At 71.0% G+C, this 26,254-nt stretch carries 25 protein-coding genes and 1 riboswitch; of the genes, 12 read left to right on the forward strand and 13 right to left on the reverse strand.

The window, feature by feature from the left end; genetic code table 11:
• Nucleotides 1-211: 211 nt before the first annotated feature.
• From nusB to H4W81_RS20830, 3 genes are read right to left on the reverse strand one after another with little or no spacing between them, the layout of a single operon-like run.
• On the reverse strand, nucleotides 212-622 hold the full coding sequence (nusB, locus tag H4W81_RS20820; RefSeq protein ID WP_192776343.1) for a transcription antitermination factor NusB: 411 nt from the start codon (nucleotides 620-622) through the stop codon (nucleotides 212-214).
• Nucleotides 623-1,183: an elongation factor P gene (gene efp / locus H4W81_RS20825; RefSeq protein WP_183659040.1), complete on the reverse strand. Its 561-nt coding sequence runs from the start codon at nucleotides 1,181-1,183 to the stop codon at nucleotides 623-625.
• Nucleotides 1,184-1,207: 24 nt separating this feature from the next.
• Complete coding sequence (locus H4W81_RS20830) at nucleotides 1,208-2,239, reverse strand: M24 family metallopeptidase (protein WP_192776344.1); 1,032 nt, start codon at nucleotides 2,237-2,239, stop codon at nucleotides 1,208-1,210.
• 84 nt (nucleotides 2,240-2,323) lie between these two features.
• Here H4W81_RS20830 and H4W81_RS20835 point away from each other — a divergent pair, with 84 nt between their 5' ends.
• Nucleotides 2,324-4,084, forward strand: a complete 1,761-nt coding sequence (locus H4W81_RS20835; RefSeq protein ID WP_192776345.1) for a glycoside hydrolase family 9 protein — start codon at nucleotides 2,324-2,326, stop codon at nucleotides 4,082-4,084.
• A gap of 18 nt (nucleotides 4,085-4,102) precedes the next feature.
• Here H4W81_RS20835 and H4W81_RS20840 read toward each other — a convergent pair whose 3' ends face one another.
• Nucleotides 4,103-4,900 carry an SAM-dependent methyltransferase gene (locus H4W81_RS20840; protein WP_192776346.1) on the reverse strand — a complete coding sequence of 266 codons (798 nt, stop codon included), beginning with the start codon at nucleotides 4,898-4,900 and terminating at the stop codon, nucleotides 4,103-4,105.
• Between the two features lie 130 nt (nucleotides 4,901-5,030).
• On the opposite strand from H4W81_RS20840, the gene H4W81_RS20845 reads away from it, so the two are divergent.
• The 4 genes from H4W81_RS20845 to H4W81_RS20860 are packed head-to-tail and all read left to right on the forward strand — an operon-like array spanning nucleotide 5,031 to nucleotide 8,604.
• A complete protein-coding gene (locus H4W81_RS20845; protein WP_192776347.1) occupies nucleotides 5,031-5,897 on the forward strand; it encodes an AAA family ATPase in 867 nt (288 codons plus the stop codon).
• Nucleotides 5,890-6,969 carry a vWA domain-containing protein gene (locus tag H4W81_RS20850; protein ID WP_318781857.1) on the forward strand — a complete coding sequence of 360 codons (1,080 nt, stop codon included), beginning with the start codon at nucleotides 5,890-5,892 and terminating at the stop codon, nucleotides 6,967-6,969. Before H4W81_RS20845 ends, H4W81_RS20850 begins: the two co-directional genes overlap by 8 nt.
• Complete coding sequence (locus tag H4W81_RS20855; protein ID WP_192776348.1) at nucleotides 6,950-8,038, forward strand: XdhC family protein; 1,089 nt, start codon at nucleotides 6,950-6,952, stop codon at nucleotides 8,036-8,038. Before H4W81_RS20850 ends, H4W81_RS20855 begins: the two co-directional genes overlap by 20 nt.
• Nucleotides 8,038-8,604, forward strand: a complete 567-nt coding sequence (locus H4W81_RS20860) for a nucleotidyltransferase family protein (RefSeq protein WP_192776349.1) — start codon at nucleotides 8,038-8,040, stop codon at nucleotides 8,602-8,604. Before H4W81_RS20855 ends, H4W81_RS20860 begins: the two co-directional genes overlap by 1 nt.
• A 61-nt stretch (nucleotides 8,605-8,665) precedes the next feature.
• Here H4W81_RS20860 and H4W81_RS20865 read toward each other — a convergent pair whose 3' ends face one another.
• Nucleotides 8,666-9,553, reverse strand: a complete 888-nt coding sequence (locus tag H4W81_RS20865) for an endonuclease/exonuclease/phosphatase family protein (RefSeq protein WP_318781858.1) — start codon at nucleotides 9,551-9,553, stop codon at nucleotides 8,666-8,668.
• 105 nt (nucleotides 9,554-9,658) lie between these two features.
• Between H4W81_RS20865 and H4W81_RS20870 the strand changes: the two genes are divergently transcribed.
• Nucleotides 9,659-10,699 carry an LLM class F420-dependent oxidoreductase gene (locus H4W81_RS20870; protein WP_192776350.1) on the forward strand — a complete coding sequence of 347 codons (1,041 nt, stop codon included), beginning with the start codon at nucleotides 9,659-9,661 and terminating at the stop codon, nucleotides 10,697-10,699.
• Here H4W81_RS20870 and H4W81_RS20875 read toward each other — a convergent pair.
• Nucleotides 10,680-12,026 carry a PIG-L family deacetylase gene (locus H4W81_RS20875; protein WP_192776351.1) on the reverse strand — a complete coding sequence of 449 codons (1,347 nt, stop codon included), beginning with the start codon at nucleotides 12,024-12,026 and terminating at the stop codon, nucleotides 10,680-10,682. The genes H4W81_RS20870 and H4W81_RS20875 overlap by 20 nt on opposite strands.
• 264 nt (nucleotides 12,027-12,290) lie before the next feature.
• On the opposite strand from H4W81_RS20875, the gene H4W81_RS20880 reads away from it, so the two are divergent.
• From H4W81_RS20880 to H4W81_RS20890, 4 genes are all read left to right on the forward strand, one after another.
• Nucleotides 12,291-14,393, forward strand: coding sequence for a glycosyltransferase family 4 protein (locus H4W81_RS20880; RefSeq protein WP_192776352.1), 2,103 nt, complete (start codon nucleotides 12,291-12,293; stop codon nucleotides 14,391-14,393).
• A gap of 107 nt (nucleotides 14,394-14,500) precedes the next feature.
• A complete protein-coding gene (locus tag H4W81_RS50090; RefSeq protein ID WP_350655493.1) occupies nucleotides 14,501-14,563 on the forward strand; it encodes a putative leader peptide in 63 nt (20 codons plus the stop codon).
• A 92-nt stretch (nucleotides 14,564-14,655) separates the two neighbouring features.
• Nucleotides 14,656-15,945, forward strand: a complete 1,290-nt coding sequence (locus H4W81_RS20885) for a dicarboxylate/amino acid:cation symporter (RefSeq protein WP_192776353.1) — start codon at nucleotides 14,656-14,658, stop codon at nucleotides 15,943-15,945.
• Nucleotides 15,946-16,129: 184 nt separating this feature from the next.
• On the forward strand, nucleotides 16,130-17,254 hold the full coding sequence (locus H4W81_RS20890) for a hypothetical protein (protein ID WP_192776354.1): 1,125 nt from the start codon (nucleotides 16,130-16,132) through the stop codon (nucleotides 17,252-17,254).
• 1 nt (nucleotide 17,255) lies between these two features.
• On the opposite strand, the gene H4W81_RS20895 is transcribed toward H4W81_RS20890, so the two are convergent.
• The 7 genes from H4W81_RS20895 to H4W81_RS20925 form a co-directional block, all read right to left on the reverse strand.
• Nucleotides 17,256-17,642: a PH domain-containing protein gene (locus tag H4W81_RS20895; protein WP_318781859.1), complete on the reverse strand. Its 387-nt coding sequence runs from the start codon at nucleotides 17,640-17,642 to the stop codon at nucleotides 17,256-17,258.
• 107 nt (nucleotides 17,643-17,749) lie between these two features.
• The gene (gene ribH, locus H4W81_RS20900) at nucleotides 17,750-18,217 is read right to left on the reverse strand and encodes a 6,7-dimethyl-8-ribityllumazine synthase (protein WP_192776356.1); all 468 of its coding nucleotides are present in this window, start codon (nucleotides 18,215-18,217) and stop codon (nucleotides 17,750-17,752) included.
• Nucleotides 18,214-19,419: a bifunctional 3,4-dihydroxy-2-butanone-4-phosphate synthase/GTP cyclohydrolase II gene (locus H4W81_RS20905; RefSeq protein WP_192776357.1), complete on the reverse strand. Its 1,206-nt coding sequence runs from the start codon at nucleotides 19,417-19,419 to the stop codon at nucleotides 18,214-18,216. Before H4W81_RS20905 ends, ribH begins: the two co-directional genes overlap by 4 nt.
• Nucleotides 19,416-20,039 carry a nicotinamide riboside transporter PnuC gene (gene pnuC, locus H4W81_RS20910; RefSeq protein WP_192776358.1) on the reverse strand — a complete coding sequence of 208 codons (624 nt, stop codon included), beginning with the start codon at nucleotides 20,037-20,039 and terminating at the stop codon, nucleotides 19,416-19,418. Before pnuC ends, H4W81_RS20905 begins: the two co-directional genes overlap by 4 nt.
• A complete protein-coding gene (locus H4W81_RS20915; RefSeq protein ID WP_192776359.1) occupies nucleotides 20,036-20,626 on the reverse strand; it encodes a riboflavin synthase in 591 nt (196 codons plus the stop codon). Before H4W81_RS20915 ends, pnuC begins: the two co-directional genes overlap by 4 nt.
• Complete coding sequence (ribD, locus tag H4W81_RS20920; protein ID WP_318781860.1) at nucleotides 20,626-21,876, reverse strand: bifunctional diaminohydroxyphosphoribosylaminopyrimidine deaminase/5-amino-6-(5-phosphoribosylamino)uracil reductase RibD; 1,251 nt, start codon at nucleotides 21,874-21,876, stop codon at nucleotides 20,626-20,628. The genes H4W81_RS20915 and ribD overlap by 1 nt, the downstream gene beginning before the upstream one ends.
• Before the next feature lie 104 nt (nucleotides 21,877-21,980).
• A riboswitch (FMN riboswitch) is annotated at nucleotides 21,981-22,111 on the reverse strand.
• 329 nt (nucleotides 22,112-22,440) lie between these two features.
• Entirely contained in the window at nucleotides 22,441-23,250 is an 810-nt protein-coding gene (locus H4W81_RS20925; protein ID WP_192776360.1) for an oxygenase MpaB family protein, read from the reverse strand.
• A 224-nt stretch (nucleotides 23,251-23,474) separates the two neighbouring features.
• Between H4W81_RS20925 and H4W81_RS20930 the strand changes: the two genes are divergently transcribed.
• On the forward strand, nucleotides 23,475-24,467 hold the full coding sequence (locus H4W81_RS20930; RefSeq protein WP_192776361.1) for an ABC transporter permease: 993 nt from the start codon (nucleotides 23,475-23,477) through the stop codon (nucleotides 24,465-24,467).
• 7 nt (nucleotides 24,468-24,474) lie between these two features.
• Complete coding sequence (locus tag H4W81_RS20935; protein WP_192776362.1) at nucleotides 24,475-26,253, forward strand: ABC transporter substrate-binding protein; 1,779 nt, start codon at nucleotides 24,475-24,477, stop codon at nucleotides 26,251-26,253.
• Nucleotide 26,254: the final 1 nt, after the last annotated feature.

Genomic DNA, 26,254 nt, shown 5'->3' on the forward strand with positions numbered 1-26,254 from the left:
ATCCCGAGGGGAGGCACGGGACACGATCTCGTGGAGGCACGAAGATGGCCCCCGCCGATGGAGACGGAGGGAGGCGCGGATGAAGGGGAACCGCTTCCGGGGTCCGTTGCCCGGCCCCGGCCACGTGCGCTCGAGGAGCGTACCCCTGGACGGATCCGGGCCGCGCACCGAGGGTGGCGCGTGACCCGGCCTAGCCGTACAGGAAGAAGGTTCAGAGGGTGAGGCTGGGCTTGAGTTGCTTGAAACGGGCGAGGAGGCCGTTGATGAACTGGGGCGACTCGTCCGTGGACAGCTCGGACGCCAGGTGCACCCACTCGCTGATCACCACGCCCTCGGGCACGTCGGGCATCCACAGCAGCTCGTAGGTGCCGCCGCGCAGCAGGTTGCGGTCGACCGCCGGCATGCGCTCGAGGGTCCACCCCTCGGCGTAGGTCGTGATCAGCTCGTCGATGCGCCGGGCGTGCCTGGCCACGCCCTCCACGATCGCCGAGGTGTACTCGTTGACCGGCGGCTCGCGCCGCTCGACCCGTTCGCCGAGGATCTTCAGCGGGTCCTCGTCGCGCAGTTCGGCCTCGAACAGGATGTCGAGGGCGCGCCTGCGTGCTTTGCCTCGCGCGGACACTCAGGCCCGGCCGAGGTATTCGCCGCTGCGGGTGTCGACCTTGACCTTCTCACCGGTGGTGATGAACAGCGGCACCTTGATCTCGGCGCCCGTCTCGAGCGTGGCGGGCTTGGTGCCGCCGGTGGAGCGGTCGCCCTGCAGGCCGGGCTCGGTGTTGGCGATGAGCAGCTCGACCGCCGCGGGCAGGTCGACGTACAGCGCGGCGCCCTCGTTGAAGGCGACGGTGGCCAGGGTGTTCTCGAGCATGTAGTTGGCGGCGTCGCCGACGGTCTTGGCGGGCACGTTGACCATGTCGTAGGTCTCGGTGTCCATGAAGACGAAGTCGTCGCCGTCCTTGTAGGAGAACTGCATCTCGCGCTTGTCGACGTTGGCCACGTCGACCTTCACGCCCGCGTTGAAGGTCTTGTCGACGACCTTGCCGGAGAGGACGTTCTTGAGCTTGGTGCGCACGAACGCGCCGCCCTTGCCCGGCTTGACGTGCTGGAACTCCACAACGGACCAGAGCTCACCGCCGTCGAGCTTCAGCACGATGCCGTTCTTGAGGTCGTTGGTCGTCGCCACTCGCTTCTCCCGGATGCGGCCGCTCTACAGGACGAGCAGCTCCTTGGTCGTCTTCGTGAGGAGTTCCGATCCGCCTTCACGCGTCACGAGCGTGTCCTCGATGCGGACCCCACCCCGGCCCGGAAGGTACACCCCCGGCTCGACGGTGATCGGAACTCGATCCTCTAGTCTACCGGTCCGCGAAGGACCCAGGAACGGCTCCTCGTGGATCTCCAGGCCGACGCCGTGGCCCAGCCCGTGACGGAAGTGCTCGGCGTGTCCCGCCTCGGCGATCAGCGATCTCGAGGCGGCGTCGATGTCGCCGGCGCCCGCGCCGGGCCGCAGCGCCTCGCGTCCCGCCCGCTGGGCCGCGCGGACCAGGTCGTAGAGCTCCCGCTGCCAGCCGTCGACGTGGCCGAGGGCGACGGTGCGGGTCATGTCGGCGTGGTAGCCCTGGTAGAGGGCGCCGAAGTCGAGGGTGACCAGGTCGCCCGCGCGCAGTTCGCGGTCGGTCGGCGCGTGGTGCGGGATGGCGCCGTTCTCGCCCGCGGCCACGATGGACTCGAAGGCGGGCCGGTCGGCGCCGAGCTCGGCCATCCGTGCCTCCAGCGCCCTGGCGACCTCGCGCTCGGTCGTCCCCGGCCTGATCCGCTCCTGGATGTCGGCGAAGGCCTGGTCGGAGATGGCGCACGCGGTGCGCAGCAGCTCGATCTCCTCCTCGTCCTTGACCATGCGCAGCCGCTCGACGAGGGGCTCCAGGGGGACGAGTCCCTCACCCAGCCGGTTGTAGACCGCCACCGTCATGTGGCCCGCCTCGATCCCGACGCCCTTCGCGGCCAGCTCGCCCGCGACGTCGGTGGCCTCCACGACCTCCAGGTCGAGGCCGCGCGTCTGCTCGATGTAGCGGGAGTCGGTGGCCAGCCGCGCGGTGCCGTCCGCCCTGACCAGGACGGCGGCGTTGGAGCTGTCGAGTCCGGTGAGGTAGCGGACGTTGACCGGATTGGTGACGAGGACGGCGTCGACGCCGTGCGGCATCGCGGCGAGGGCGGACCGGCGCCGGGCGAAATCAATGGCCATTTCACCAAGTATTGACCACGTTCGTCGCAGGCGGCTACGGTCGCCTTGAAGGTTAGGAAGGTTTACTAACTTGTGGAGCAGCCGATGCGGATCGTCTTAGCCCTCACCCTCGCCCTCACAGGAGCCCCAGCCATGCAACCGAGCGGCCACATCCGCGTCGACCAGGTCGGCTTCGCCCCTGGAGAGGCGAAGCACGCCTACCTGATGACCGGCGGAAGGCCGGCCGACTTCACCGTGGTGGACCACAGGGGCAGGCAGGTGCTGAAGGGCACGGCGGGCCGCGACCTCGGCGCATGGAACGCCGCCTACGGCCACGTCTACGACCTCGACCTGACCGGGTTGAAGAGGCCGGGCAGCTACCGGGTCAAGGCGGCCGGTCTGACCTCGGCCGAGTTCACGATCGCCCCCTCCGCCCTGCTCGCCGAGCCCGCCTCGAAGATCGTGACGTTCTTCGGCGGCCAGCGCGACGGCGGGAAGCGGCACGCCAACGACAAGGCGGCCGACGTCTACGACTGGCCCGTCTTCACCGGGCCCGACACCGACCAGATCAAGGGCGAGCTGACCAGGGTCGGCGGCCCCGTCGACGTCGAGGGCGGCTGGTTCGACGCGGGCGACTACCTGAAGTTCACCCACATCCTGGCCTACGTCGACACGCTGATGTGGGCGGCGCGAAGGGACGGGGGACCGTCCGTCGACCCGCGCCTGAAGTCCGAGGCCAACCATGGCCTGAAGTATCTGGACAAGATGTGGGACGGGGCGTCCAAGACCCTCTACATCCAGGTCGGCGTCGGCGCCGGCAACGCCGAGGGCACCTTCGTCGGCGACCACGACATCTGGCGCCTGCCCGAGAGCGACGACGCCTCCCCCGAGAAGTACATCCGCAACCGTCCCGTCTTCAGGGCGGCCCCGCCCGGCGAGCCGATCAGCCCCAACCTCGCCGGCCGTACGGCCGCGGCCTTCGCGCTGGCCGCGCAGGTCGAGCCGGACCGGCGCAAGGCGCGGGCGTGGCTCGAGCAGGCGGCCGAGATCTACGCCATGGCCAGGACCACCGACGTCGGCCGGCTGGTCACCTCCCTGCCGCACGCCTTCTACCCCGAGAGCGTGTGGCGCGACGACATGGAGCTGGGCGGCGCCGAGCTGGCGCTGGCCGCCCAGCGCCTCGGCGACCCCAGGGCGGCCGAGTGGCTGGCGCAGGCCTCCCACTGGGCGGCGGAGTACATCGCCAACGACACGGGCGACACCCTGAACCTCTACGACGTCAGCGCCCTGGCCCACACCGACCTGATCAGGGCGGGCGCCGGCATGAAGGACGCCCTCGTCGCCGACCTGAAGGCGCAGCTGGAGATCGGCGCGGCCCGCGCGGCGAAGGACCCGTTCAGGGCCGGGGCGCGCCACGACCAGTTCGACTCGGTGCCGCACGCCTTCGGCCTGGCCGCCACCTCCAGGCTCTACAGGTCGGTGACGGGTGACCGCGCCTACGACGCCTTCGGCACCCAGCAGCGGGGGTGGGCCTTCGGCGCGAACCCGTGGGGCGTCTCGTTCGTGCAGGGCGTCGGCGACAACTCGATCGCCTGCCCGCACTACCAGATCGCCAACCTGACGGGCAGGCCGGCGACCGGCGCGGTGGTCAACGGGCCGAACGCGGCCTCACTGTTCGACGACGGGCTCGGCGGCCACTTCGAGGAGATGGCCAAGTGCCCGGCCGACGGGGTGGACCGCTACGAGGAGTTCACCGGGCGTGGCAGCAGGTTCGTCGACGACGTGCGGTCGTGGCAGGCCTCCGAGCCCGCCGACGACTTCGCCGCGATCGCGCTCTACGCGCTCACCCTGATGGCCAGGGACTGACCCGCCCGCGCGGCGGGATCAGGCCTTCCTGCCGATCCCGCCGTACTGGTAGACCTCGCGGTCGGTGTACTCGGTGGCCGCGTCGGGGTGCCAGCGCGGCAGCGAGACCACGCCGGGCTCGACCAGCTCCATGCCCTCGAACAGGGCCTCCAGCTGCTCGGGCGTGCGCAGCCTGATCTCGGTCGCGCCGCTGGCGTTCCACTTCGCCGCGGCGTCGTCCATCGACTCGCTGCGCACGCTGTGGGAGACGACCAGGTAGCTGCCGCCCGGCATGGCGTCGAGCAGGGCCGTCAGCGCGGCGCGGACCTGCTCGTCCTCGGGGACGAACTCCAGCACGCCGAGCATCATCAGCGCGATCGGCCGGGAGAAGTCGAGCGTCTTGGCTGCCCCCTCCAGGATCGTCTCGGGCTCGCGCAGGTCGGCGTCGAGGTAGTCGGTGGCGCCTTCGGGGGTGCTGTAGAGCAGGGCGCGGGCGTGGGCGAGCACGATGGGGTCGTTGTCGACGTAGACGATCCGCGCGTCGGGCGCGGCCCGCTGCGCGACCTGGTGCGTGTTGTCCGCGGTGGGCACGCCGGTGCCCACGTCGAGGAACTGCCTGACCCCCGCGCCGACCAGATGCCGTACGGCCCGGCCGAGGAACTGCCTGTCCGCCCTGGCGACGACCACGAGGTCCGGCATGACCTGGAGGATCTCGTCGCCCACGGCCCTGTCGGCCGCGTAGTTGTCCTTGCCGCCCAGCCAGTAGTCCCACACCCTGGCCGGATGCGGCACGCTGGAATCGATCCTGGCGAGCCTGTCCTGAGAGCTGTCGGTCACTGGAGACCCCCCGTGTGGTCGCTGCGCTGGACAAGATCAATCTAAATGACCGTTACCAGGACGTCGCCGCGTATCCCGAAATCTCGCTCGGCCGTAGCCTGAAGGGGTGCTGCGGCGGACAATCAAGGCAATGGACATCGAGTCGCCCGCGAAACTGGCCGACCTGCTCGACCAGCACGCCTACCTCGCCGACGAGGGGCTGGCGACGGCCGCCTTCCTGGCGCTCAGGATGGGACGCCCGCTGTTCCTCGAGGGGGAGGCGGGGGTCGGCAAGACCGAGCTGGCCAAGACCATGGCCCTGGTTCTCGACGCCCCGCTGATCCGCCTGCAGTGCTACGAGGGCCTCGACGCCGCCCAGGCGCTCTACGACTGGGACTTCGCCCGCCAGCTCCTCCACCTCAAGGCGGCGGAGGCGGCGGGGATCACCGACGCGGGCCGGTTGGAGGGCGAGATCTACGACCGCCGCTTCCTCATCGCCCGCCCCCTGCTCAGGGCGATCGAGACCGATCCGGCGGTGCTGCTGGTCGACGAGATCGACAGGGCCGACGACGAGTTCGAGGCGTTCCTGCTCGAGGTGCTGTCGGACTTCACCATCTCCATCCCCGAGCTCGGCACGATCAGCGCGCGCACGCCGCCCGTGGTGGTCGTCACCTCCAACCGCACCCGCGAGGTCCACGACGCGCTCAAGCGCCGCTGCCTCTACCACTGGCTCGAGCACCCGAGCTTCGAGCGGGAGGTCGCAATCCTGCTGCGCAGGCTGCCCGCCTGCACCGAGGCGCTGGCCCGCCAGGTCGCCCGTACGGCGGCGCGGCTGCGCGACCACGGCCTGGTCAAACCGCCCGGCATCGCCGAGACGCTCGACTGGACCGAGGCCCTGCTCACGCTCGGCGCCCGCGACCTCGATCCAGGGCTGGCCGCCGCGACGCTCGGGGCGGCGCTGAAGTACAGGGAGGACGTGGAGAGCGTGCTCGGCAGCGGGGTCCTGAGCCGTGCGTGACCTCGCCGCCACCATGACCGGCTTCGCCAGGACACTGCGGGCCGCCGGGGTGGCCGCCGACCATGAGCGCACCCAGAACCTGCTGCGGGCCGTCGCCCACCTCGACGTCGCCCGCCGCGACGACGTCTACTGGGCGGGCCGGCTCACCCTGTGCGCAACGCCCGACGACCTGCCCCGCTACGACCGCTGCTTCGCCGCCTACTTCGGCGGCAGGCGCGCGGTGCGCGGCCCGGACAGGACGGCGACGGTCACCAGGCACCTGGCGGGCGGCGAGGGAGACGGGGAGCGCGGCCAGGAGCCGGTGCTCGCCACCGCCAGCTCGATCGAGGTGCTGCGCCAGCGGGACGTCGCGGCGCTGAGCGCGGCCGAGCGGGCCGAGGTGCACCGCATGCTGGCCCTGCTGCGCGCCCGCAGGGAGCGGCGCCTCTCACGCAGGCTCGTGCCCGCGCACCGGGGCCGGCTCGACCAGCGCAGGACCATCCGCGAGGCCCTCAGGAAGGGCGAGGTCGCCAGGCTGCGCCACCGCGACCACACCACCAGGCCGCGCAAGGTGGTGATGCTGGTGGACGTCAGCGGCTCGATGGCGCCCTACGCCGAGACGCTGCTGCGCTTCGCGCACGCCATGGCCAGGACCGAGCCCAGGGCCACGCGGGTCTACTCGGTGGGCACCAGGCTCACGCCGATCACCGCCGAGCTGCGCCACCGCGACCCCGGCACCGCTCTCGCGGAGGTCTCCAGGGCGATCCCCGACTGGAGCGGCGGCACCCGCCTGGGCGAGGAACTGCGCGAGCTGCTGGCCAGGACCAGCGTGCGCGGCGCCATCGTGGTCGTCGCCTCGGACGGCTGGGAGCGCGGCGATCCCGCGCTGCTCGGCGAGCAGATGGCCAGGCTGTCCCGCCAGGCGCGGCGGGTCATCTGGGTGAACCCGCACAAGGGGCACGAGGACTACCAGCCGCTCACCGGGGGGATGCGCGCGGCGCTGCCGTTCATCGACGACCTGGTGGCAGGCCACAGCCTGGCCGCCTTCGAGGAACTCTCCGAGAGGCTTTCCCATGCGCGACGTCCTGCCTGAGATCATGCGGTGGTGGGAGGCCGGGCTGCGCTTCGGCCTGGCGACCGTGGTGAGCACCTTCTCCAGCGCGCCCAGGCCGCCGGGGGCGGCGATGGCGGTGCGCGGCGACGAGGTGGTGGGCAGCGTCTCGGGCGGCTGCGTCGAGGGCGCGGTCTTCGAGCTGGCCGCCGAGATCGACACCCCTGTGCTCCAGCGGTACGGCGTGAGCGACGACGACGCCTTCTCGGTGGGTCTGACCTGCGGCGGCATCATCGACATCCTCGTCGAGCCGATCTCCATCGAGTCGTACCCCGAGCTGGGCGAGATCTTCACCTCGGTCAAGGGGCACGAGCCGGTGGCGGTCGCGACGATCGTCGCGGGCCCCGGCGTCATGGGCGCGCGCCGGGTGATCTGGCCCGACCGGGCCTCCGGCTCGCTCGGCGTCGAACGCCTCGACGAGGCCGTGGACGACGACGCGCGCGGCATGCTGGCCCAGGGCCTGACCGGGATGAGGCACTACGGCGGGCACGGCGAGCGCCGCCTGGACGACCTGTCGGTCTTCGTGCAGTCGTTCGCGCCGCCGCCGCGCATGCTCGTCTTCGGCGCCATCGACTTCGCCGCCGCCGTCGCGCGCATGGGCAAGTTCCTCGGCTACCACGTGACCGTCTGCGACGCCAGGCCCGTCTTCGCCACCGCCAAGCGCTTCCCCGAGGCCGACGAGGTCGTGGTCAGGTGGCCGCACGACTACCTGGCCTCCCTCCAGGTGGACGAGCGGACGGTGATCTGCGTGCTCACCCACGATCCCAAGTTCGACGTGCCTCTGCTGGAGGTGGCGCTGCGCACCAGCGCGGGGTACGTCGGGGCGATGGGCTCCCGCCGTACGCACGAGGACCGGCTGGCCAGGCTGCGGGAGGCGGGCCTGACCGAGGCGGAGCTGAGCCGGCTGCGCTCCCCCATCGGGCTCGACCTGGGCGCGCGCACGCCCGAGGAGACCGCCGTGTCGGTGATGGCGGAGCTGATCCAGCTGCGGTGGGGTGGAAGCGGGCGCCCGCTCAGCGAAACCGGCGGGCGCATCCACGGGGAGGTCTGATGACGCGGGTGGTGGGGCTGCTCCTGGCGGCCGGACAGGGGGCGCGCCTCGGCACGCCCAAGGCGCTGGTGGAGTACGAAGGCGAGCGGCTGGTCGACAGGGGGGTGCGGCTGCTGCACGAGGGCGGCTGCCATCCGGTGATCGTCGTGCTGGGCGCGGCGACCGTGCAGGTGCGCGGCGCGGTGGTGGTGCGCAACCCGTCGTGGGCCGACGGCATGGGCTCCTCGCTGCGGGTGGGCCTGGCCGCGCTTCCCTCCGATGCGACGGCGGTGGTGGTCGCGCTGGTGGACCAGCCGTTCGTCGAGCCCGCCGCGGTGCGGGCGCTGATCGACAGCGGAGCGGAGGTCGCGGTCGCCACGTACGGCGGGCGGCGGCGCAACCCCGTGCTGATCGCCAGGCGGCACGTCGAGCGGGTGGCGGAGCTGGCGGTGGGCGACGTCGGGGCCAGGCCCTTCCTGAAGGCCCACCCCGAGCTGGTCACCGAGGTCGAGGTGCCCGGCGATCCGCGCGACATCGACACGCCCGAGGACCTGGCCCGCCTGACGGCGGGGGAGGCCCCCGCCTGACCGGCCGCCGGGCCCAGCGGCGGGTTCAGCGGCAGGTTCAGAGACGGGTTCAGAGGCGGGTTCAGAGGCGGAAGGACGCGGTCGCCGCCCGGTGGTCGCTGCCCGTCGCGGGGGCCACCCCCGCCTCGGTGGCCGTCATGCCCTTGTAGAGGATGTGGTCGGGCCTGGTGATCGGGAAACTCGACGGCCAGGTGAACCCGAAGCCCTCCCCCGCCTCCTCCTGTGCGTTGAGCAACGGCGGAGCGAGGTTGCCGAGACCCCTGTCGTCGGTGGCGGTGTTGAGGTCGCCGAGCAGCAGGATGCGCTCGCTCTTGTCGGCCTCGATGAGCTTGCGCGCCTCGGCCAGCGTCTTGTCGCGGGTCGCGGTGTGGCCGGGCCGGGCCGAGGCCAGGTGCATCACGTAGACGGTGACGTCGCCCTTGGGCGTCCTGGCCACGGTGCGCAGGGCGCGTTCCCAGCCGAGGCCGACGTCGAAGTACTCGGGGTCGGACAGCGGGAACCTGCTCCACAGCCCGATGGTGCTGACGTCGCGGTGGAACTTGAAGATCTTGTTGAGCGCCTTCGCGGCGGGCCCGCCGGGCGTGAGCTCCTGCGCGGCGACCAGGTCGAGGCCCTCGGCGATGGCGCGCACCGCCGTGCCGGAGGAGTTGTTGCGCACGCCCACGTTGACCGTCGCAACGGACAGGTCACTCTTGCCTCCCGGAGCCGAGCGCAGCACGTCGGGGCCGAACATCACGCCCCACACCAGCGCCGGGAGCAGGACCGCCACCGCGGCCCCGGCCGAGCGGGCCGGCACCGCCAGGAGCAGGAGCACCGGTATCGCCAGCCCGAGCCAGGGCAGCAGACTCTCCAGGATGGGAGTGACCCCACCCAGCGCGGGGATCAGACTGTGACCCGCCAGTATCGCCGTCAGGACGATCGCCCCCGCGATCACCGCACGCTTCAGCACGCCGCTCCTTTCGCCCCCCTGAGTTGACCAGGGTAGGCGCTCGCCGAGCGACACGCGACGCGCTAACCTGAGGCCGAACATAGTTCGGTTACTAGGGAGTTCGGCATGCGGATCGGGATGGCGCTCAACTACTCAGGGGGCTTCAAGGAGACGGTCGCCGAGCTGGCCGACTACGAGAAGGCCGGGCTCGACATCGTCTTCGTGGCCGAGGCCTACTCCTTCGACGCCGTGAGCCAGATGGGCTACATCGCGGCGAAGACCGAGCGGCTGGAGATCGCCTCGGGCATCCTGCCGATCTACTCTCGCACGCCGACCCTGCTGGCGATGACGGCGGCGGGCATGGACTACGTCTCCGACGGCCGCTTCACGCTGGGCCTGGGCGCCTCGGGGCCGCAGGTGATCGAGGGCTTCCACGGCGTGCCCTACACCGCCCCGCTGGGCCGTACCCGCGAGGTCATCGAGATCTGCCGCAAGGTGTGGGAGCGCGAGCGGCTCACCTACGAGGGCAAGCACTACACGCTGCCGCTGCCGGCGGACAAGGGCACGGGGCTCGGCAAGCCGCTCAAGCTGATCAACCACCCGGTGCGCTCGCGCATCCCGATCGTGGTGGCCGCCATCGGCCCGAAGAACGTCGAGCTCACCGCCGAGATCGCCGAGGGCTGGGAGCCCATCTTCTACATGCCGGAGAAGGCCGCCAACGTCTGGGGCCCTTCCCTTGCTGCGGGCAAGGCCAAGCGCGACGCGTCGCTGGGCGAGCTCGACGTCATCGCGCAGGCCGCCCTCTACATCGGCGACGACGGCGAAGCCCTGCTCGAGCTCGGCCGGTCGATGGCCGCGCTGTACATCGGCGGCATGGGCGCCAAGGGCAAGAACTTCTACAACGAGCTGGCCTGCCGCTACGGCTACGAGAAGGAGGCCGAGCAGATCCAGGAGCTCTACCTCGCGGGCAACAAGAAGGAGGCCGAGGCGCTCGTTCCCCAGGAACTTATGGAGAAGATGTCGCTGATCGGCTCCGAGGGCTTCGTGCGCGACCGGGTGCAGGCGATGAGGGAGTCGGGCGTCACCACGCTCAACGTCACGCCGCTCGGCCGTACCCACGAGGAGCGCATCAAGCTCCTGGAGAAGGTCAAGGAGCTGGCCGCCTGACCTCGGCCAGGGAGTGGAACCAGCGCTGCTCCGGCTCTCGCCTGTCGCAGCGGGCCAGCCGCAGCCGGGCGCGCCGCAGGAGCAGGTCGTCCTGACGGAGGCAGCCCATGGCGGTGCGGATCAGGCCGCCGGCGGCGAGGGTCCAGCGCTGCGCCCTGCTCCCGTCGCAGGCCGTCACCGCGGGCGCGGGAGCGGCCGTCAGGCAGCGACCGTCCAGCGCGCTGCGGAGGGTCTGCCCCGCCGGGTACCAGTCCTGGGCGCGGGTGCCGTCGCAGGCGCCGGTCCGCACGGCGTCCCTGCCTGAAGGCCCGCTGCGGACGGTCAGGCAGCGGGCGGTGTCGGTGTCGTCGTTGGGCGCCCTGGTGGCGCCCATCCACGACACGATCGTGCCCTCGGCCGGCGCGGGCTGCTCTCGCCGGTACTGCCTGGCGACCCAGTCCCGCGGGCCCGCCCCCAGCCCGGACGGCGCGGCCGCGCAGCCGTCGTGCCCGCAGGCCACCCGCTTCGCGTAGGCCTGGAAGATCGCGCTCTTGCGCGCCCGCTCGTCAGGGGTGAGGTTGGCGGGCAGCGCCGAGATGCCGTACGTCCGGTAGAAGGCGAGGGCGGGCCGCGGGCCCCGCGCGCCGGTCATGGCGTGACGGGCGGCGAGCAGCGTGTAGCGCGCGGTCACGGCGTGGTCGCTGTGGTCGACCGGCGCGGTGGTGCTGTAGCCCAGGCGGGTGCTCTGGTGGTCGAGCGTGCGGATGGTGTCGGGCCTGAAGCGCCTGATCAGCCCGCTCAGGGTGGCGACCAGGGCGGCCTCGTCGTAGCGGGCCGAGCCGTCCACCGTGGTGATCCGGTCGAGGCCGCCGCGGAACAGCTTGAGGAGGCTCTGCCTGCCGTACGCCGCGCTGCCGCTTCCCCTGGGGTAGCCGTCGGGCAGTCCCATGAACACCAGCTGGATGTCGCCGCGTCCCTCGGCGGGAGCGGCCAGGGAGTAGGCGCGCAGCCGGTGCCCGCCCACTCTCAGGTCGGACCGGTTCCAGGTGTCCGGCGCCCCCGCCATGACGGCGTAGGCGGCCCGGACCCCGTCCTCCCTGCCGCGGACGTAGTCGCCGTCGCGCCCCGCGTCGCCCGCGGTCAGGTACACGACGCGCAGGCAGGCCCCCTGGTCGTAGTCGCGCGTGAGATCGGGATTGACGAAGAGCAGGTCATCGTCCTGGTGCGCGACCGACACGAGTGTCGTGCGCGCGCACGACGCGCTCGCGCCCTCCGTGGCGGCGGGCGCCACGACGAGGCCGCCCAGCAGGCTCCAGCAACTCAACAGCGTGGTCACGGCTCTGTTCACGGCGGCCAGACTGCCGCCCGCACCGGCCGTGACCTCGGCGACTTTCCGTTCCGTGGCGAAGTTCTTACAGCGCGTGGCCGCCCGGGCGAGGGGGTGACGTGCCCGGCGTCAATTCCTGGCCAAGAAGGCCTCATGCCTTGCCAGGTCTGCGCCGCGGCACCGCCGGAGGCGGGCACTCTGGGCGAGCCGTCGCCACATTCCGGCGTACGGCAAGGAACGGCTGGCAGTGCGCAAGGTCATTCCCTTCGCGGTGACGGAGAACCGATGAAGATCGTCTTTCTGATCCAGAACCTGTACGGCATCGGCGGGACGATCCGTTCCACCGTGAACCTCACCGCGGCGCTGGCCGAGCGCCACCAGGTGGAGATCGTCAGCATCCTGCGGACCGAGGACCAGGCCTCGTTCGCCGTCGACGCCCGCGTCGCCGTGCGCGACCTGGTGGACCTGCGCGAAGGCTCCCCCGACTTCGCGGGAGCCGACCCACGGCAGGCGGAGCCCTCGGCGGCCCTCGCCCAGGGCGACGGCAGGGGGTACCGGCACTGCTCGCGCCTGACCGACGAGCGGATCGCGGAGTACCTGGCCGCGTGCGACGCCGACGTGGTCGTCGCGACCAGGCCGGTTCTGATCGCCTACCTCGCGACGTACGGCACGTCGCGTTACCTGAAGGTCGGCCAGGAGCACTTCATCCACAACGGGCACGGCGAAAAGCTCCGGGCCGAGCTGCGCGAGCTGTGCTCTCAGCTCGACGCGCTGGTCACCGTCTCCGAGGGCGACGCGGAGGTGTACCGGACCAAGATGCCCCTGGCGGGGACGGCCGTCGTGTCGATACCCAACAGCGTCCCCGAGCCGAAGGTCGGTCCGTCCACGCTCGACACCAGGACGATCGTCGCCGCGGGCCGGCTGATCCCGGTCAAGCGCTACGGGCTGCTGATCGAGGCCTTCGCCAAGGTGGCCGCCGAGCGGCCCGACTGGCGGCTGCGCCTGTACGGCAGGGGCCCTGAGGGCCCCCTCCTGCAGCAGCTGATCAATGATCTCGGGCTCAACGGCCGCGCCCTGATGATGGGACCCCGCTCCCCCATCGAGACCGAGTGGGCCAAGGGCTCGATCGCCGCGGTGTCGTCCCATATGGAGTCCTTCGGCATGACCATCGTGGAGGCCATGCGCTGCGGGGTCCCCGTCGTCAGCATCGACTGCCCCTACGGCCCCGGCGAGATCATCAGCGACGGCCACGACGGGCTGCTGGTGCGCGAGGCGACCCCTTCGGCCATGGCGGACGCGTTGCTGCGGCTGATCGACGATGAGCCGCTGCGCCGCGCGATGGGCGCGGCCGCGCTGCGCAACGCGCGCAGGTTCGACCCGGCCGAGGTCGCGCTGCGCTATGAGCGGCTGTTCGCCGAGCTCACGCCGCGGCCCGCCTTCGGGCTGGCCCTGCTGAAGAGCCTGAGCGCCAAGACGGTAGCGGGCGCGCGGTCACTGCTGCCGTGGGGGGACGCCGACCGGCCGGTCGCGGTGCAGGACCCCGTCACCACGCACTGTCTCGTGCATCCGGACGGCGCCCTGTCCATCCGGCTCGTCAGGGAGCCCTGGGCCGCCGGCAAGGCCGACACCGGCGGCTCGCTCATCCTGCGGCATCGCGGCACCGCGACCGTGATCGAGCTGCCGCTCGCACCGGTCGAGGGCGGTGGGTTGGAGGGCCGTCTCGACCGGCAGGCGCACCGCCTCGCTGAGGGCCGCTGGGACGTCTTCCGCTCCAGGCCGGGCAAGCGGCCCGCCCGGCTGCCCGCGGGCCTGTGCGACAGCCGTGCCCTGGTGAACGTCTTCCCCGACCTCCACAGGCCGCTGGAGGCCTGGACGCCCTACGCCAACGACGCGGGCGAGCTCTCGCTGGCCGTCCGGGTCAGGATGATGCACGCCGAGGTCACGGACGTGGTGTCCGCCTCCACCGGGCTCACCGTCCACGGGCTGTTGGTCAACCTGCCGGAGGGCCGGCCCGCCATGACCCTGCTCGCCGTACGGCGCGGCAACCGTGACCACGCGCGGCCCCTCGACGAGGACGACGCGGCCGGCGGGCAGGTGCTCACCAGGGCGGAGGCCCACCTCGACGGTCGCTTCAGCTGCTCGCTGCCCTACCAGCGGCTGACGGAGGCGCGCCGGAACACCCACGAGGTGTGGGACCTGTACCTGCGCCCCGGTGAAGGAGCCGAACAGGGGAGTCTCATCCGCCTCGGCCGGTTCTGCGACGACATCGCCGAGCGCAAGACGGTCGAGCGCTATCCCCATCAGCTCGTCGGCGACGCGCTCGTCCGCCCGTACTTCACGGCTGGCAACGAGCTCTCCGTCCGCGTCACCACCGTCCCAACCGAGTGAGGCGGACGCCCCCGTAAGGGGGATCTGTGAGTCAGATCACACATACAGTCGGAATACTGTCCGTTTCACGACGGTTTACTGGTTCCGTGAGGTTTTCCGTGCTGTCTGTGTGGCTCGTTGAGCGGCTGCACATCGATCTCTGTCGTCTGACCGGCTCCCTGTGTCGCTGATCGCGCTCTGACGAGCGCTCGATCGCCCAACCCTCACCCACCCCCCTTCGCATGCCTTTTCGGCATGCCGTAGTTTCGGAGCCTTCCTCATCGTGAAGAGATTCTCGTTCTCTCTGCAGTTGCTGCTGGGCCTGGTCGTGGGCGTGGCCCTCGGCTTCGCGGCCCGCGTCTGGGATCTCGCCTGGCTGTCCACGACGCTCACCGAAGTCGGCAAGATCTTCGTCCAGCTGCTCAAGCTGGCCGTGCCGCCGCTGGTGTTCACCGCCGTCGTGGTCAGCGTCGCCAACCTGCGCAACGTCAACGGCGCGGCCAGGCTGGCCGGCAAGACGCTGCTGTGGTTCCTGGCCACCGCGCTGATCGCCGTCATCGTCGGCATCGGCCTCGGCCTGATCATCAACCCCGGCCGGGGCGTCACGCTCGCCACCGAGGGCGCCAAGGCGCCAGAGAACGTCGGCACCTGGGTCGACTTCATCACCGGCATCGTCCCGACCAACATCGTCACGGCGTTCACCGAGCTCAACGTCCTCCAGATCGTCTTCCTGGGAGTCGTCCTCGGCGCGGCGGCCATGGCGATCGGCGACCGGGCCGAGCCGTTCCTCAACTTCAGCCGTTCGGTCCTCGAGCTGGTCCAGAAGGCGCTGTGGTGGGTCATCCGCCTGGCCCCCATCGGCACCGCGGGCCTGATCGGCAAGTCGGTCGCCACCTACGGCTGGGACCTGCTGGCACCGCTGGCCAAGTTCAGCCTCGGCGTCTACGTCGGCTGCTTCATCGTCCTGCTGGCCGTCTACCCGACCCTGCTCGCCGTCGTCGGCAAGGTCAACCCGGTCACCTTCTTCCGCAACGCGTGGCCCGCGATCGAGCTGGCCTTCGTCTCCCGCTCGTCGGTCGGCACGCTGCCGCTGACGCAGAAGGTCACCATCGAGCGCCTCGGCGTCGACCGCGACTACGCCGCCTTCGCCGTGCCGTTCGGCGCGACGACCAAGATGGACGGTTGCGCCTCGATCTACCCGGCGCTGGCGGCCATCTTCGTGGCACAGGTCTTCAACATCCCGCTGGGCATCGGCGAGTACCTGCTGATCGCCTTCGTCTCCGTGGTCGGCTCGGCCGCGACGGCCGGCCTGACCGGCGCGATCGTCATGCTCACGCTGACGCTGAGCACGCTGGGCCTGCCGCTCGAGGGCGTCGGCCTGCTCCTGGCGATCGACCCGATCCTCGACATGATCCGCACCGCGACCAACGTCGCGGGGCAGATCGTCGTGCCGGTGCTCGTCGCCCGTAGCGAGGGCCGCATCGACGAGGCGGTGCTGAACGCCCCGCCGCAGCCGCTCGACGAGGCTCCCCCCGTGCGCGTGAGCACGGCGCCCGAGCCGTCACCCGCCTGATCCGTTCCATCCGACGTGTGGGCGGGGAGCCATGACGGCTCCCCGCCTACACGCATGTCGGGGGAAACGCGGATCGGCGCGCGCTCCCGATCTGTGACCTCATCGCGGGCCGCCACCCGGACCAAACAGGTCGAATTCCGATACATTCGTCCGACCCATATCTGTAAAAATCCGGAGTACGCGCATGGCCCACCTGCTGGACACCTTGGACGACGAGGTCCCCATCACCTATGGGCAGTTCATGCTTCGTGGTGTGAGCGGGCTGCAAGGCGTGCACAACCGGGTTCACCTGGCCGAGCTCGACCGGCAGGTCTATCTCTACGCCAGCGCCGAGCACAGCCGCGTCAGGGTGGAGGTGTGGGACGGCGAGCCGCCCCCGTGGGAGGGGCACGGCAAGCTCGTCGCCGACGCCCTGTGCGTCGCCGAGACGGGGGTCGTCGCGGTCACGCCGTACATGTTCGCCGGCTCGGGGCGCAGCGTGCTGATCGGTCCCGCCTTCTTCGAGTACGGCCTGCACCTGTACGCCCACAACGCCGAGCGCCTGCTGCGCTTCTGGCCGATCAAGGACGTCTTCGACCCGGCCGTCCACCTGCGGCCCGACGCCGTCGACGCCGAGGCGAAGCCGCAGGAGGCCGTGGAGACCCGCTCCACCGCCGACGACTGGGTCTCCATCAGGATCCCCGGCACGGGTGAGGCGCCCGCTCCCGTCTCCCCCGCCAGGGCCGAGGAGGAGTGGCCGCTCGACCGGGAGCACGAACTGAGGCTGGCCGAGCTGCTCGGCGACCTGCGGCCCCGGCTGCTGACCAGGCCGCCCACCTGGCTGCTCGACACCGACGAGGGTAACCGCCGCCGTTACCTGAACGAGCTGCGCAGCTCGGTGGCCACGGCCAGGCGGCTGAACCCCGACGGGCTGCCGACCTTCCAGCTGGCCTCGGGCGAGCTGGGCGAGCGGCCGTGTCCAGGGCTCAGCTACCGGTTGTGGCAGTGGCGCCCGATCGAGGAGCCCCAGGCCGCGTCGCCCGAGGGCTTCCCGCCGGTCGACCCGGAGGCCGCCGACCAAGGAGACGCCTCCCAGAGCGCCGTCGAGGCCGCCGCGCCCCACGCCGGCTCCGGCGCCGGGAGGCCCGCCCCTGAGACGCTCACCGCCGAGCGGGAGGTGCGGGCGCTGGACGTGCTGCGCAGGCGCAGGCTGGTGACGGGGATCGTGACCGTGCTGCGCGAGGAGAACGGCGTCGTGGAGGTCCGCGACGCGCTCCCGGCCGAGGTGGCCAGGGTCCTGGCGGCCGAGCGGGCCTGGGCGCTGGACTGACCTACTCCCCCGCCTCACCCTTGGCCCTGATCAGGGCCGCCAGCTCGGAGGTGGCGCGGCGGGCCCTGGCCTTCTCGCTGCCCTGGATGCCCATCGCGCCCACCGTCATCCCGTCGGAGAAATCGATCTTCGGCCAGGGATCGCCTTCGAGCAGCGTGACGTCGAGCACCTCCGGCCAGGTGTAGCGGTGTGTGCGCAGCGCGTTGACCACGGTGATGCCCTGCTCGTCGGCCTCGACCCTGACCCGGCCGAGCAGGTGCAGCACCCAGGCCACCGCGCAGCCGAAGGCCACGAACATGATCTTGTCGGGGAGCTGGAAGGGCTCCGGGATCAAGATCGCCATCACGATCGCGCCCACCACGATGAGGACGGCGAAGCCGTAGGCCACATATCTTCCCCTCCGCGGCCGCCAGGTCAGGGGCAGGGGCGGAGGACTCACGGGCTCAGGCATCTCGGCATCTCGCTGTGTCGTCGACGTGGTCTTGATCAAGGAAACTATCGCAGGCCCCGCAGGAGCAGCGCCGTCTCCATCGCCGCGACAGTGGACTCGTAGCCCTTGTCCTCGACGCTGCCCGGCAGCCCGCTCCTGGCGATCGCCTGATCAAGGGTTTCACAGGTGAGCACCCCATTGCCGACGGGGGTCTCCTCGTCCAGCGAGATCCTGGTCAGCCCCGCCGTCACCGAGTCGCACACGTAGTCGAAGTGCGCGGTCTCGCCGCGGATCACCGCGCCGAGCGCCACCACCGCGTCGTGCCGTCTGGCCATGGCCTGGGCGACCACCGGGATCTCCAGCGAGCCCGCGACGCGGACCACGGTCGCCTTCGCGCCGCTGTCCTGCGTGGCCTGCACGGCCCTCGCGACCAGCTGGTCGGTGATCTTCCCGTGCCAGCTGGCCGCCACGATCCCCACGCTCAGCCCCGTCGCGTCGACGGTCGCCGCCGCGGGCCTGCCCGCTCCGCTCACAGCTCGTGCCCCAATCGCTCTCTCTTGGCCTTCAGGTAGGCCTCGTTGTGCGGGTTGGCCGCCACCGGCATCGGCTCGCGGCCCAGCACCTTGATGCCGTAGCCGTCCATGCCGCGCAGCTTGGCCGGGTTGTTGGTGAGCAGCCTGACCGACTTCACCCCGAGGTCGGCCAGGATCTGCCCGGCGTTGGAGAACTCCCTCGCGTCGACCGGCAGGCCGAGCTCCAGGTTGGCGTCGACGGTGTCGCTGCCGTTGTCCTGCAGGCTGTAGGCCTTCAGCTTGGCCAGCAGGCCGATGCCCCTGCCCTCGTGGCCGCGCAGGTAGACGATCACGCCGCGGCCCTCCTTGGCGACCGCCTCCATCGCGTGCTCGAGCTGCACGCCGCAGTCGCAGCGCAGCGAGCCGAACACGTCGCCCGTCAGGCATTCGGAGTGGGCCCGCACCAGGACGTTCTCGCCGTCGCCCAGCTCACCGAGCACCAGCGCGACGTGCTCGCCGCCGTCGAGGGCGCTGGCGTAGCCGTAGACCTGCCAGAGGCCGTGGGCGTTGGGCAACCGGGTGGCGGCCACCCTGGTGACCATGCTCTCGGTGCGCCGCCGGTGGTCGACGAGCTGCTCGATGGAGATCAGCGCGAGGTCGTGCCGGTCGGCGAACTCCCGCAGCTCGGGAAGCCTGGCCATGGTGCCGTCGTCGTTGACGATCTCGGCGAGCACGCCCGCGGGGCTGAGGCCCGCCAGGCGGGCCAGGTCGACGGCCGCCTCGGTGTGGCCCCTCCTGGCCAGGACGCCGCCCTCGTGGTAGCGCAGCGGGAAGATGTGGCCGGGCCGGACGAGCTCCTGGGGCTCGGTGGCCGAGTCGGCCAGCGTGCGGATGGTCCTGGCGCGGTCGGCGGCCGAGATGCCGGTGGTGACGCCGTCGCGGGCGTCCACGCTGATCGTGTACGCGGTGCGCATCCGCTCCTTGTTCTGGAAGACCATGAGCGGCAGGCCCAGCCGGTCGAGCTCGCGGCCCTCCATCGGCACGCAGATCACCCCGCTGGTGTGGCGGATGGTGAAGGTCAGCAGCTCGGGCGTGGCCCTGGCCGCGGCGAAGATGATGTCGCCCTCGTTCTCGCGGTTCTCGTCGTCCACGACCACGACGGGCCGGCCCTCGCGGATGTCGTTGACGGCCCGCTCGACCGAGTCGAGCGTGATGTCTCTCATGCCGGCACCGCCGCGGTGGCGCGGTACTGCTTCAGCCAGCTGCGGAAGCCGAGGATCACCAGCACGAGGAAGATCGCGTAGACGACGCCTGAGACCACCAGGCCCGAGGTGAAGGCCAGCGGCACGCCCACGAGGTCGACCAGCACCCAGATCCACCAGAAGTCGAGCAGCGCCCTGCCCTGGGCGAAGGTGGCCACCGCCGAGCCGACGAAGATGTAGGCGTCCGGCCACGGCGCCCACGAGATGTGCAGATCCATGGAGTTGAGCCAGGTGAACAGCAGCGCGATCGCGACCGTGCCGACCACCATCGCGCCGATCAGCGCCGAGCGCTCCTTCGTCGAGGCGGGCCTGACGGCCAGGCCGCCGTCGTCGCGCATGCCCTTGGTCCACTTGTACCAGCCGTAGACGGCCAGGGCGCCGAAGAGCACCTGCTTGAGCGCGTTGCCGGTGATCTCCGCGTTGATCGAGGCGATGAACAGCAGCACCGCGCCGGTGAGCTGCACCGGCCACGTCCACACCGACCTGCGCATCGCCAGCACGACCGTCGCGAGCGCGGCGATGTTGCCGATCAGGTCGGTCCAGTAGACGGGCGTGCCGAAGACCGTGAAGTCGCCGCTCACTTGGTCACCACCAGCTTCTCCACGTACTTCGCGATCACGTCCACCTCGAGGTTGACCAGGTCGCCGGCGCGCTTGGCGCCCAGCGTGGTGAGCTCGAGCGTCGTGGGGATCAGGCTGACGCCGAAGCTGTCCTCGTCCACGGTCGTCACGGTGAGGCTGATCCCGTCGACCGCGATCGAGCCCTTCTCGGCCACGTAGCGGTTCAGCTCGCGCGGCAGGGAGAAGCGCACGTCGTCCCACAGCTCGCCGGGCTCGCGCGAGAGCAGGGCTCCGGTGCCGTCCACGTGGCCCTGCACGATGTGCCCGCCCAGGCGCTGATCGGCCCGTACGGCCCGCTCCAGGTTGACCCGCGCGCCCGCCTCCGCGCCCTTGAGCGAGCTCCTGCTCAGGGTCTCCCTCATCACGTCGACGGTGAACACCTCGTCCTCGACGTCGACGACGGTCAGGCACACGCCGTTGACCGCTATCGAGTCGCCGTGCTTGGCGTCGGAGGTGACGACCTTGCCGCGCACGGCGAGCCGGGCCGCCTCGCCGTGGGGTTCGACCGAGACGATCTCGCCCAGCTCTTCCACTATTCCGGTGAACATCAGTGCTCCTCACTCGCGGGGCGGGCGGTGATCCGCAGGTCCGTCCCGATGGGGGTTACGTCCTCGAAGACCAGTCGATGGGTGTCGGCGATCGTCCGCACGCCCGCCGGTCCCAGCGCGGCGGCCCCTGATCCGAGGAGCGCCGGAGCCAGGTAGGCGACCACGCGGTCGACCAGCCCTTCCCTCATGAAGGAACCCGCGAGGGCCGGTCCGCCTTCCACGAACACGCTGACGATCTCTCGCCGGGCGAGTTCGGCCAGGAGGGCGTGCAGGTCGAGGCCCTTCGGGTGGGCTCGGGGCAGGCGGAGGACGGGCGCCTGGAGCTCGGTCTTGGCGTCGTCGGCGATGGCGATGAGGGTGGGGGCCTCGGCCGACAGCACCCTGGCCCCCGGCGGGGTCCGCGCCTCGGAGTCGACCACCACCCTGAGCGGCGGCCGGCGTCGCACGCCCTGGCGCGGGCCTTGCCGGTCGCCGAGCCGGTCGCCGAGCCGGTCATCGGGCCAGTCGCCGGGCCGGTCACCAAGCTCAGTGCCCGGGCGGGCGTCGAGCCAGGCGCTGGGGCGGCCATCGAAGCGGTGGGCGGGGCCGTCTTCGGGGCGGGCGGTCAGCCTGGGGTCGTCGGCCAGGACCGTGCCGATGCCCGCGACGATGGCGTCGGACTCGGCGCGCAGCCGGTGCACGTCGGCCCTGGCCTCGGGAGAGGTGATCCACTGGCTGGTGCCGTCCTGGGCCGCCGACCTGCCGTCGAGCGTGGCGGCGAACTTCCACGTCACGTGCGGCCTGCCCAGCCGGACGAAGGTGAGCCACTCGGCGTTGCCGCGCTCCGCCTCCTCGGCCATCAGGCCGCTGTCGACGCGCACCCCGTGGGCGCGCAGCCGGCCCATTCCCCCCGCGGCCTTCGGGTTGGGGTCGAGAACGGCGATCACCACCCTGGCGACGCCCGCCTCCAGCAGGGCCTGGGAGCACGGTCCGGTACGCCCGGTGTGGTCGCAGGGCTCGAGGGTGACGTAGGCGGTGCCGCCCCTGGCCCGCTCGCCCGCCTCGCTCAGCGCCACGACCTCGGCGTGCGGGCCGCCCGCGTAGGCGTGAAAGCCCTCGCCCGCGTGCGCTCCCGACGCGTCGACGACGACGCAGCCGACGACGGGGTTGGGGCTGGTGGTGCCGCGGCCGAGCGCGGCCAGTCTGATCGCCCTCGCCATGTGCAGGGCGTCGCCTTCCGGTACGGCACCGGCCGGGCTGGGTTCGTCCACCCCCGGACCTCCTACTCGCCAGTAGCTTGCAGCTACGGCGGGCCCCGGGGGATGACAGGGTGCGGCGAACGCACCACAGAGATGCCCGGCGGGACACCGGACACCCGCGCGCTTCCTCCCATCCGGACTTTCACCGTCGGTCCCGGAATTTCACCGAGTCAACCGGCCGATGGCATCGGCCGGGTCGCGGACTGTCACCGCCGGTTCGGACTTTCACCGACCCCGGAGCACGCTAGCTCTGTTCGCTACCAGTTTGCCATGCCCGAAAAGCCCGACGCGACCACCCCCACCGACTTTCTTGACCGAGCGCTTGGTTGACATATTTCCGCAGGCAGACGCCCGCCGCACAACGCAGTCGTTGAACGGCAAGCCCTCGTCGCACAGCGGACACCCCCGGCAACCCACCCGAGCCGCACCATGGGCTCGGCGGCCGAGCAGAGTCGCTTTACGGGCGCCGTTCGGCGGCCGGCCGTCATCGCACGAGGAGCGTCCCTTCGGAGGACGGATCCACGCGCCGGACGGAGGCGCCCTCCCGCGCATGCCGTACAGGAGAAAGAAAGAGGATCACGCGGCCATGATGCGTCGGGCGCGGCGGGCGTCGGGGGCGTAGCGGACCTGGGCGGGGACCAGCCCGAGCCCCGTGTGCAGCGCCCGCAGCGACGCCGTCGCCCACAGGTCGCCCACCGGCGTGGCGGGCAGCCCGTACAGGCGGCGGGCCCACCGGGGCAGCGTCGCGAACGCGAGCAGGGTGAGCGCGGGCACCGCGGCCCTGACCGGCGCGAGATAGAGCGGCAGCGGCGCGTTGAGCGACATGCGCAGCGGATGCGCGGCCTCGGGCACGAACCGCAGCCCAGGACGTGCCGCCTCGATGTAGTCGCGCAGCTCGGCCACCGACCCCGGCACGTCGGACGGCGACAGGCCGACGATCTCCGCCGCCGCGCGCCACTCGGCGACGAACCGGTCCGCCTCGGCGGGCGACAGGCCGATGCCCGCCCTGAGGGCGACCGACAGGTAGGAGTCGACCTCGCCGACGTGCACCCAGCGCAGCGCCTCGGGCTCGTCGAGCCGGAAGCGCTCGCCCGTGTCGGGATCGAGCGCGGTCAGCGTGGCGTGGATCTTCCTGACTCTCGCTCCCGCGCGGGCCACCTCCGCGCGCGTGCCGTACGTGCGGACCCTGACGAACTCGGTCGTGCGCTGGAAGCGCGACCACGCCTCGGCGGGGTCCATGAGAGCGGAGTTCTGCAGCACTCCGCGCATCGCCCTGGGGTGCAGGCCCTGCATGAGCAGGGCACGGAAGCCGCCGACCAGCAGGATGGGCTCCCCCATCACCCGCCAGGTCACCGAGCGCGGCCCGAACAGCCCGTGATCCTCCATAAGTAATCAATTACCCCATAACCATGATCCTATGTCCGGGATTCATGGAGTTCGTGTCGCGATCCGGTGACCTGCTCGCGCCACACGCCGCCGATTGTCACTCGAATTACTCGACGAACACGTCGGGATCGTGCGACAGAATCGGCAAGGAACGCGCATTGAATTGACCGTCGGGCGGCTGCGAACGTGCCAGCAAGGCACCACCTGATCCGGGAGCAGCCCCCATGACGATCCCGACCGCCACGCTGGACGCCACCGCCGTGACCCCGATGCCCCAGGCCGTCGGGCGCTCACCGGGCCAGCTGATGTGGCTGCGCTTCAAACGCGACCGCGCGGGGGTGGGCGCCGCCGTGATCGTGCTGTTCTTCTTCCTCGTCGCCATTCTCGCGCCGGTCATTTCCCTGGTCTACGGAAAGGACCCCTACACGCTCTACGGTCAGGAGAATCCCGGGCTGCTGAACGACTTCGGCTATCCGGTCGGCGCCAACGGCGGCGTGAGTGCGGAATTCTGGTTCGGCGTCGAGCCCGGCCTCGGCCGTGACGTCTTCGCCCAGCTCGTCTACGGCATCAGGACCTCGCTGCTGATAGCGGTCGTGGCCACGGTGCTCACCTCGCTGCTCGGCGTGGTGCTCGGCATCGTGGCCGGCTACGCGGGCGGACGGGTCGACTCGGTCATCGGCAGGGTGATCGACATCGTGCTGTCCTTCCCCGCGGTGCTGTTCACGATCGCGTTCATGCCCGTGGTGGAGAACCTGTTCGTCCGGCCCGACGAGCAGACGCCCGTGTGGCTGCGCGCGGTCACGCTGGTGATCGTGCTGAGCGCCTTCGGGTGGGCGGGCCTGGCCCGGCTGCTGCGCGGCCAGGTGCTGACGCTGCGCGAGCGGGAGTTCGTCGAGGCGGCCAGGGTGACCGGCGCCTCCCCTGCCAGGGTGGTGTTCAGGGAGCTGCTGCCCAACCTGTGGACGCCGATCCTCATCCAGTCGACGCTGCTGCTGCCCGCCCTGGTGACGGCGGAGGCGGCGCTGTCGTTCCTCGGCGTCGGCATGATCGAGCCGATCCCCGACTGGGGGCGGATGTTCCTGCGCGGCACCGAGGTCTACCAGAACGACATCACCTACCTCGTCTTCCCCGGCGTCGCCCTGCTGGTCTTCGTCATCGCCTTCAACCTGCTCGGCGACTCGGTACGGGACGCCTTCGACCCGAAGATCAAACGATAGGAGAGTCATGCCGTCCGTCCGCACGGCCATCGCCGTACTCGCCGCCGGGGCCCTGGCGCTGACCGGCGCCTGCGCGCCGGCCAACCAGGGCGCGCCGCCACAGGGCACGAGCTCGCAGGCGGCGCCCTCGGCCGCCGCCTCGTACAGCGCGCCGAAGATCTCGGTGGGCACCGCCGAGGACAGCAGGGGCCCCGCGATCGAACCCGAGGGCGTCGTCAGGGGCGGCACCGTCACGATGATCGACAGGGACGACTTCTCCCACCTGGACCCGGCCCAGATCTACGTCAACACCGAGGCCAACTTCGGGCTGCTCATCCATCGCGGGCTGACCGGCTACAAGCGCGTCGCCAAGGGCGAGTACAAGCTCGTCGGTGACCTGGCCACCGACGCGGGCACGGCCTCCGACGGCGGGAAGACCTGGAGCTTCACTCTGAAGGACGGGGTGAAGTGGCAGGACGGCACGCCGATCACCTCGGCGGACGTCAAGTGGACGATCGAGCGGATGTTCGCCCCGTTCATCACCCAGGGCCCCACCTACATCCAGCAGTGGCTGACCCAGGAGGACCACCGGGCGGCCTACGAGGGGCCCTACGGCGGCAAGGACCTCGACGCCATCGAGACGCCCGACGACAAGACGGTCGTCTTCAGGTTCAAGGCGCCGCACGCCGACGCCAACTACGCCTTCGCGATGGCCGGGTACGGCATCGTGCCCAAGGCCAAGGATACCAGGGAGCAGTACGACAAGCAGCCGGTGTCCAGCGGGCCGTACATCATCAAGTCGCACGTGGTGGACAAGTCGTACGAGCTGGCGCGCAACCCGCACTGGGACGCCGCCACCGACCCGATCCGCGGCGCCTACCCCGACGTGTGGAAGCTGGAGTTCGGCCAGGAGTCGCTGCAGATCACCGACCGGCTGGTCGCCGACGCCGGAGCCGACCAGCAGGCGTTCACCTTCTACGCCCTCACTCCGCCCGAGCGGCTGCAGCAGGTGCTGAGCGACCAGAGCCTGGCGTCCAGGCGCATGATCAGCCCCTCGCCGTACGGCAACTACTACTACTTCAACCTCGACAGGGTGAAGGACATCAAGATCCGTCAGGCGATCAACCACGCCTGGCCCAGCAAGCAGATCCAGCAGATCGCGGGCGGGCCGCAGGCCGCCGCGCTGCCGACGACCATCCTGAACGAGAACACCACGATCGGCTACGAGTCCTACGACCTGTTCGGCAAGACCGCCAAGCCCGAGGGGGACATCGAGAAGGCCAAGCAGCTGCTGGCCGGGTCGAGCGACCCGACGCCGACCATCGTCTACGCCTACAACCAGACTCCCCTGCAGGAACGCATCACGGTCGCGATCAAGAACGCGCTGGAGAAGGCGGGGATCACGGTCGTCACCAAGCCCATGGACCGCAAGACCTACTACGACTCCATCGGCCTGGTCGACAACGACTTCGACCTCTACTGGGCCGGCTGGGGCGCCGACTGGGCCTCGGGCTCCACGGTCCTGCCCGTCATCTTCGGCCCCGTCGCCGACGGCGCGCCCAACTACTCCCACCTGGACGACCCCGCGCTCAAGGCCGAGATGCAGAAGATCGCCGAGATGCCCGACTTCGACGCGCAGAACGCGGCCTGGATGCGACTGGACAAGAAGATCCAGGAGACCATCACCCCGCTGGTCGTCGCGGAGAACCGCATCGCGACCATGCTGCACGGCTCCAAGGTGGGCGGCGCGGAGATCGACCCGCAGCAGTGGATCGTCTCGCCCAACACCATCTTCGTGAAGCCCTAGC

The sequence above is a fragment of the Nonomuraea africana genome, from assembly GCF_014873535.1.
GTDB classification, from domain to species: domain Bacteria; phylum Actinomycetota; class Actinomycetes; order Streptosporangiales; family Streptosporangiaceae; genus Nonomuraea; species Nonomuraea africana.

Excerpts from the sequence above, each read along its gene's own strand:
- H4W81_RS20925 (WP_192776360.1), bottom strand. The coding sequence starts at position 23,250 with ATGGAGGATCACGGGCTGTTCGGGCCGCGCTCGGTGACCTGGCGGGTG.
- H4W81_RS20930 (WP_192776361.1), top strand. The coding sequence starts at position 23,475 with ATGACGATCCCGACCGCCACGCTGGACGCCACCGCCGTGACCCCGATG.
- H4W81_RS20880 (WP_192776352.1), top strand. The coding sequence starts at position 12,291 with ATGAAGATCGTCTTTCTGATCCAGAACCTGTACGGCATCGGCGGGACG.
- H4W81_RS20935 (WP_192776362.1), top strand. The coding sequence starts at position 24,475 with ATGCCGTCCGTCCGCACGGCCATCGCCGTACTCGCCGCCGGGGCCCTG.
- H4W81_RS20870 (WP_192776350.1), top strand. The coding sequence starts at position 9,659 with ATGCGGATCGGGATGGCGCTCAACTACTCAGGGGGCTTCAAGGAGACG.
- H4W81_RS20845 (WP_192776347.1), top strand. The coding sequence starts at position 5,031 with ATGGACATCGAGTCGCCCGCGAAACTGGCCGACCTGCTCGACCAGCAC.
- H4W81_RS20835 (WP_192776345.1), top strand. The coding sequence starts at position 2,324 with ATGCGGATCGTCTTAGCCCTCACCCTCGCCCTCACAGGAGCCCCAGCC.
- H4W81_RS20890 (WP_192776354.1), top strand. The coding sequence starts at position 16,130 with ATGGCCCACCTGCTGGACACCTTGGACGACGAGGTCCCCATCACCTAT.
- H4W81_RS20860 (WP_192776349.1), top strand. The coding sequence starts at position 8,038 with ATGACGCGGGTGGTGGGGCTGCTCCTGGCGGCCGGACAGGGGGCGCGC.
- H4W81_RS20855 (WP_192776348.1), top strand. The coding sequence starts at position 6,950 with ATGCGCGACGTCCTGCCTGAGATCATGCGGTGGTGGGAGGCCGGGCTG.
- H4W81_RS20830 (WP_192776344.1), bottom strand. The coding sequence starts at position 2,239 with ATGGCCATTGATTTCGCCCGGCGCCGGTCCGCCCTCGCCGCGATGCCG.
- H4W81_RS20915 (WP_192776359.1), bottom strand. The coding sequence starts at position 20,626 with ATGTTCACCGGAATAGTGGAAGAGCTGGGCGAGATCGTCTCGGTCGAA.
- H4W81_RS20905 (WP_192776357.1), bottom strand. The coding sequence starts at position 19,419 with ATGAGAGACATCACGCTCGACTCGGTCGAGCGGGCCGTCAACGACATC.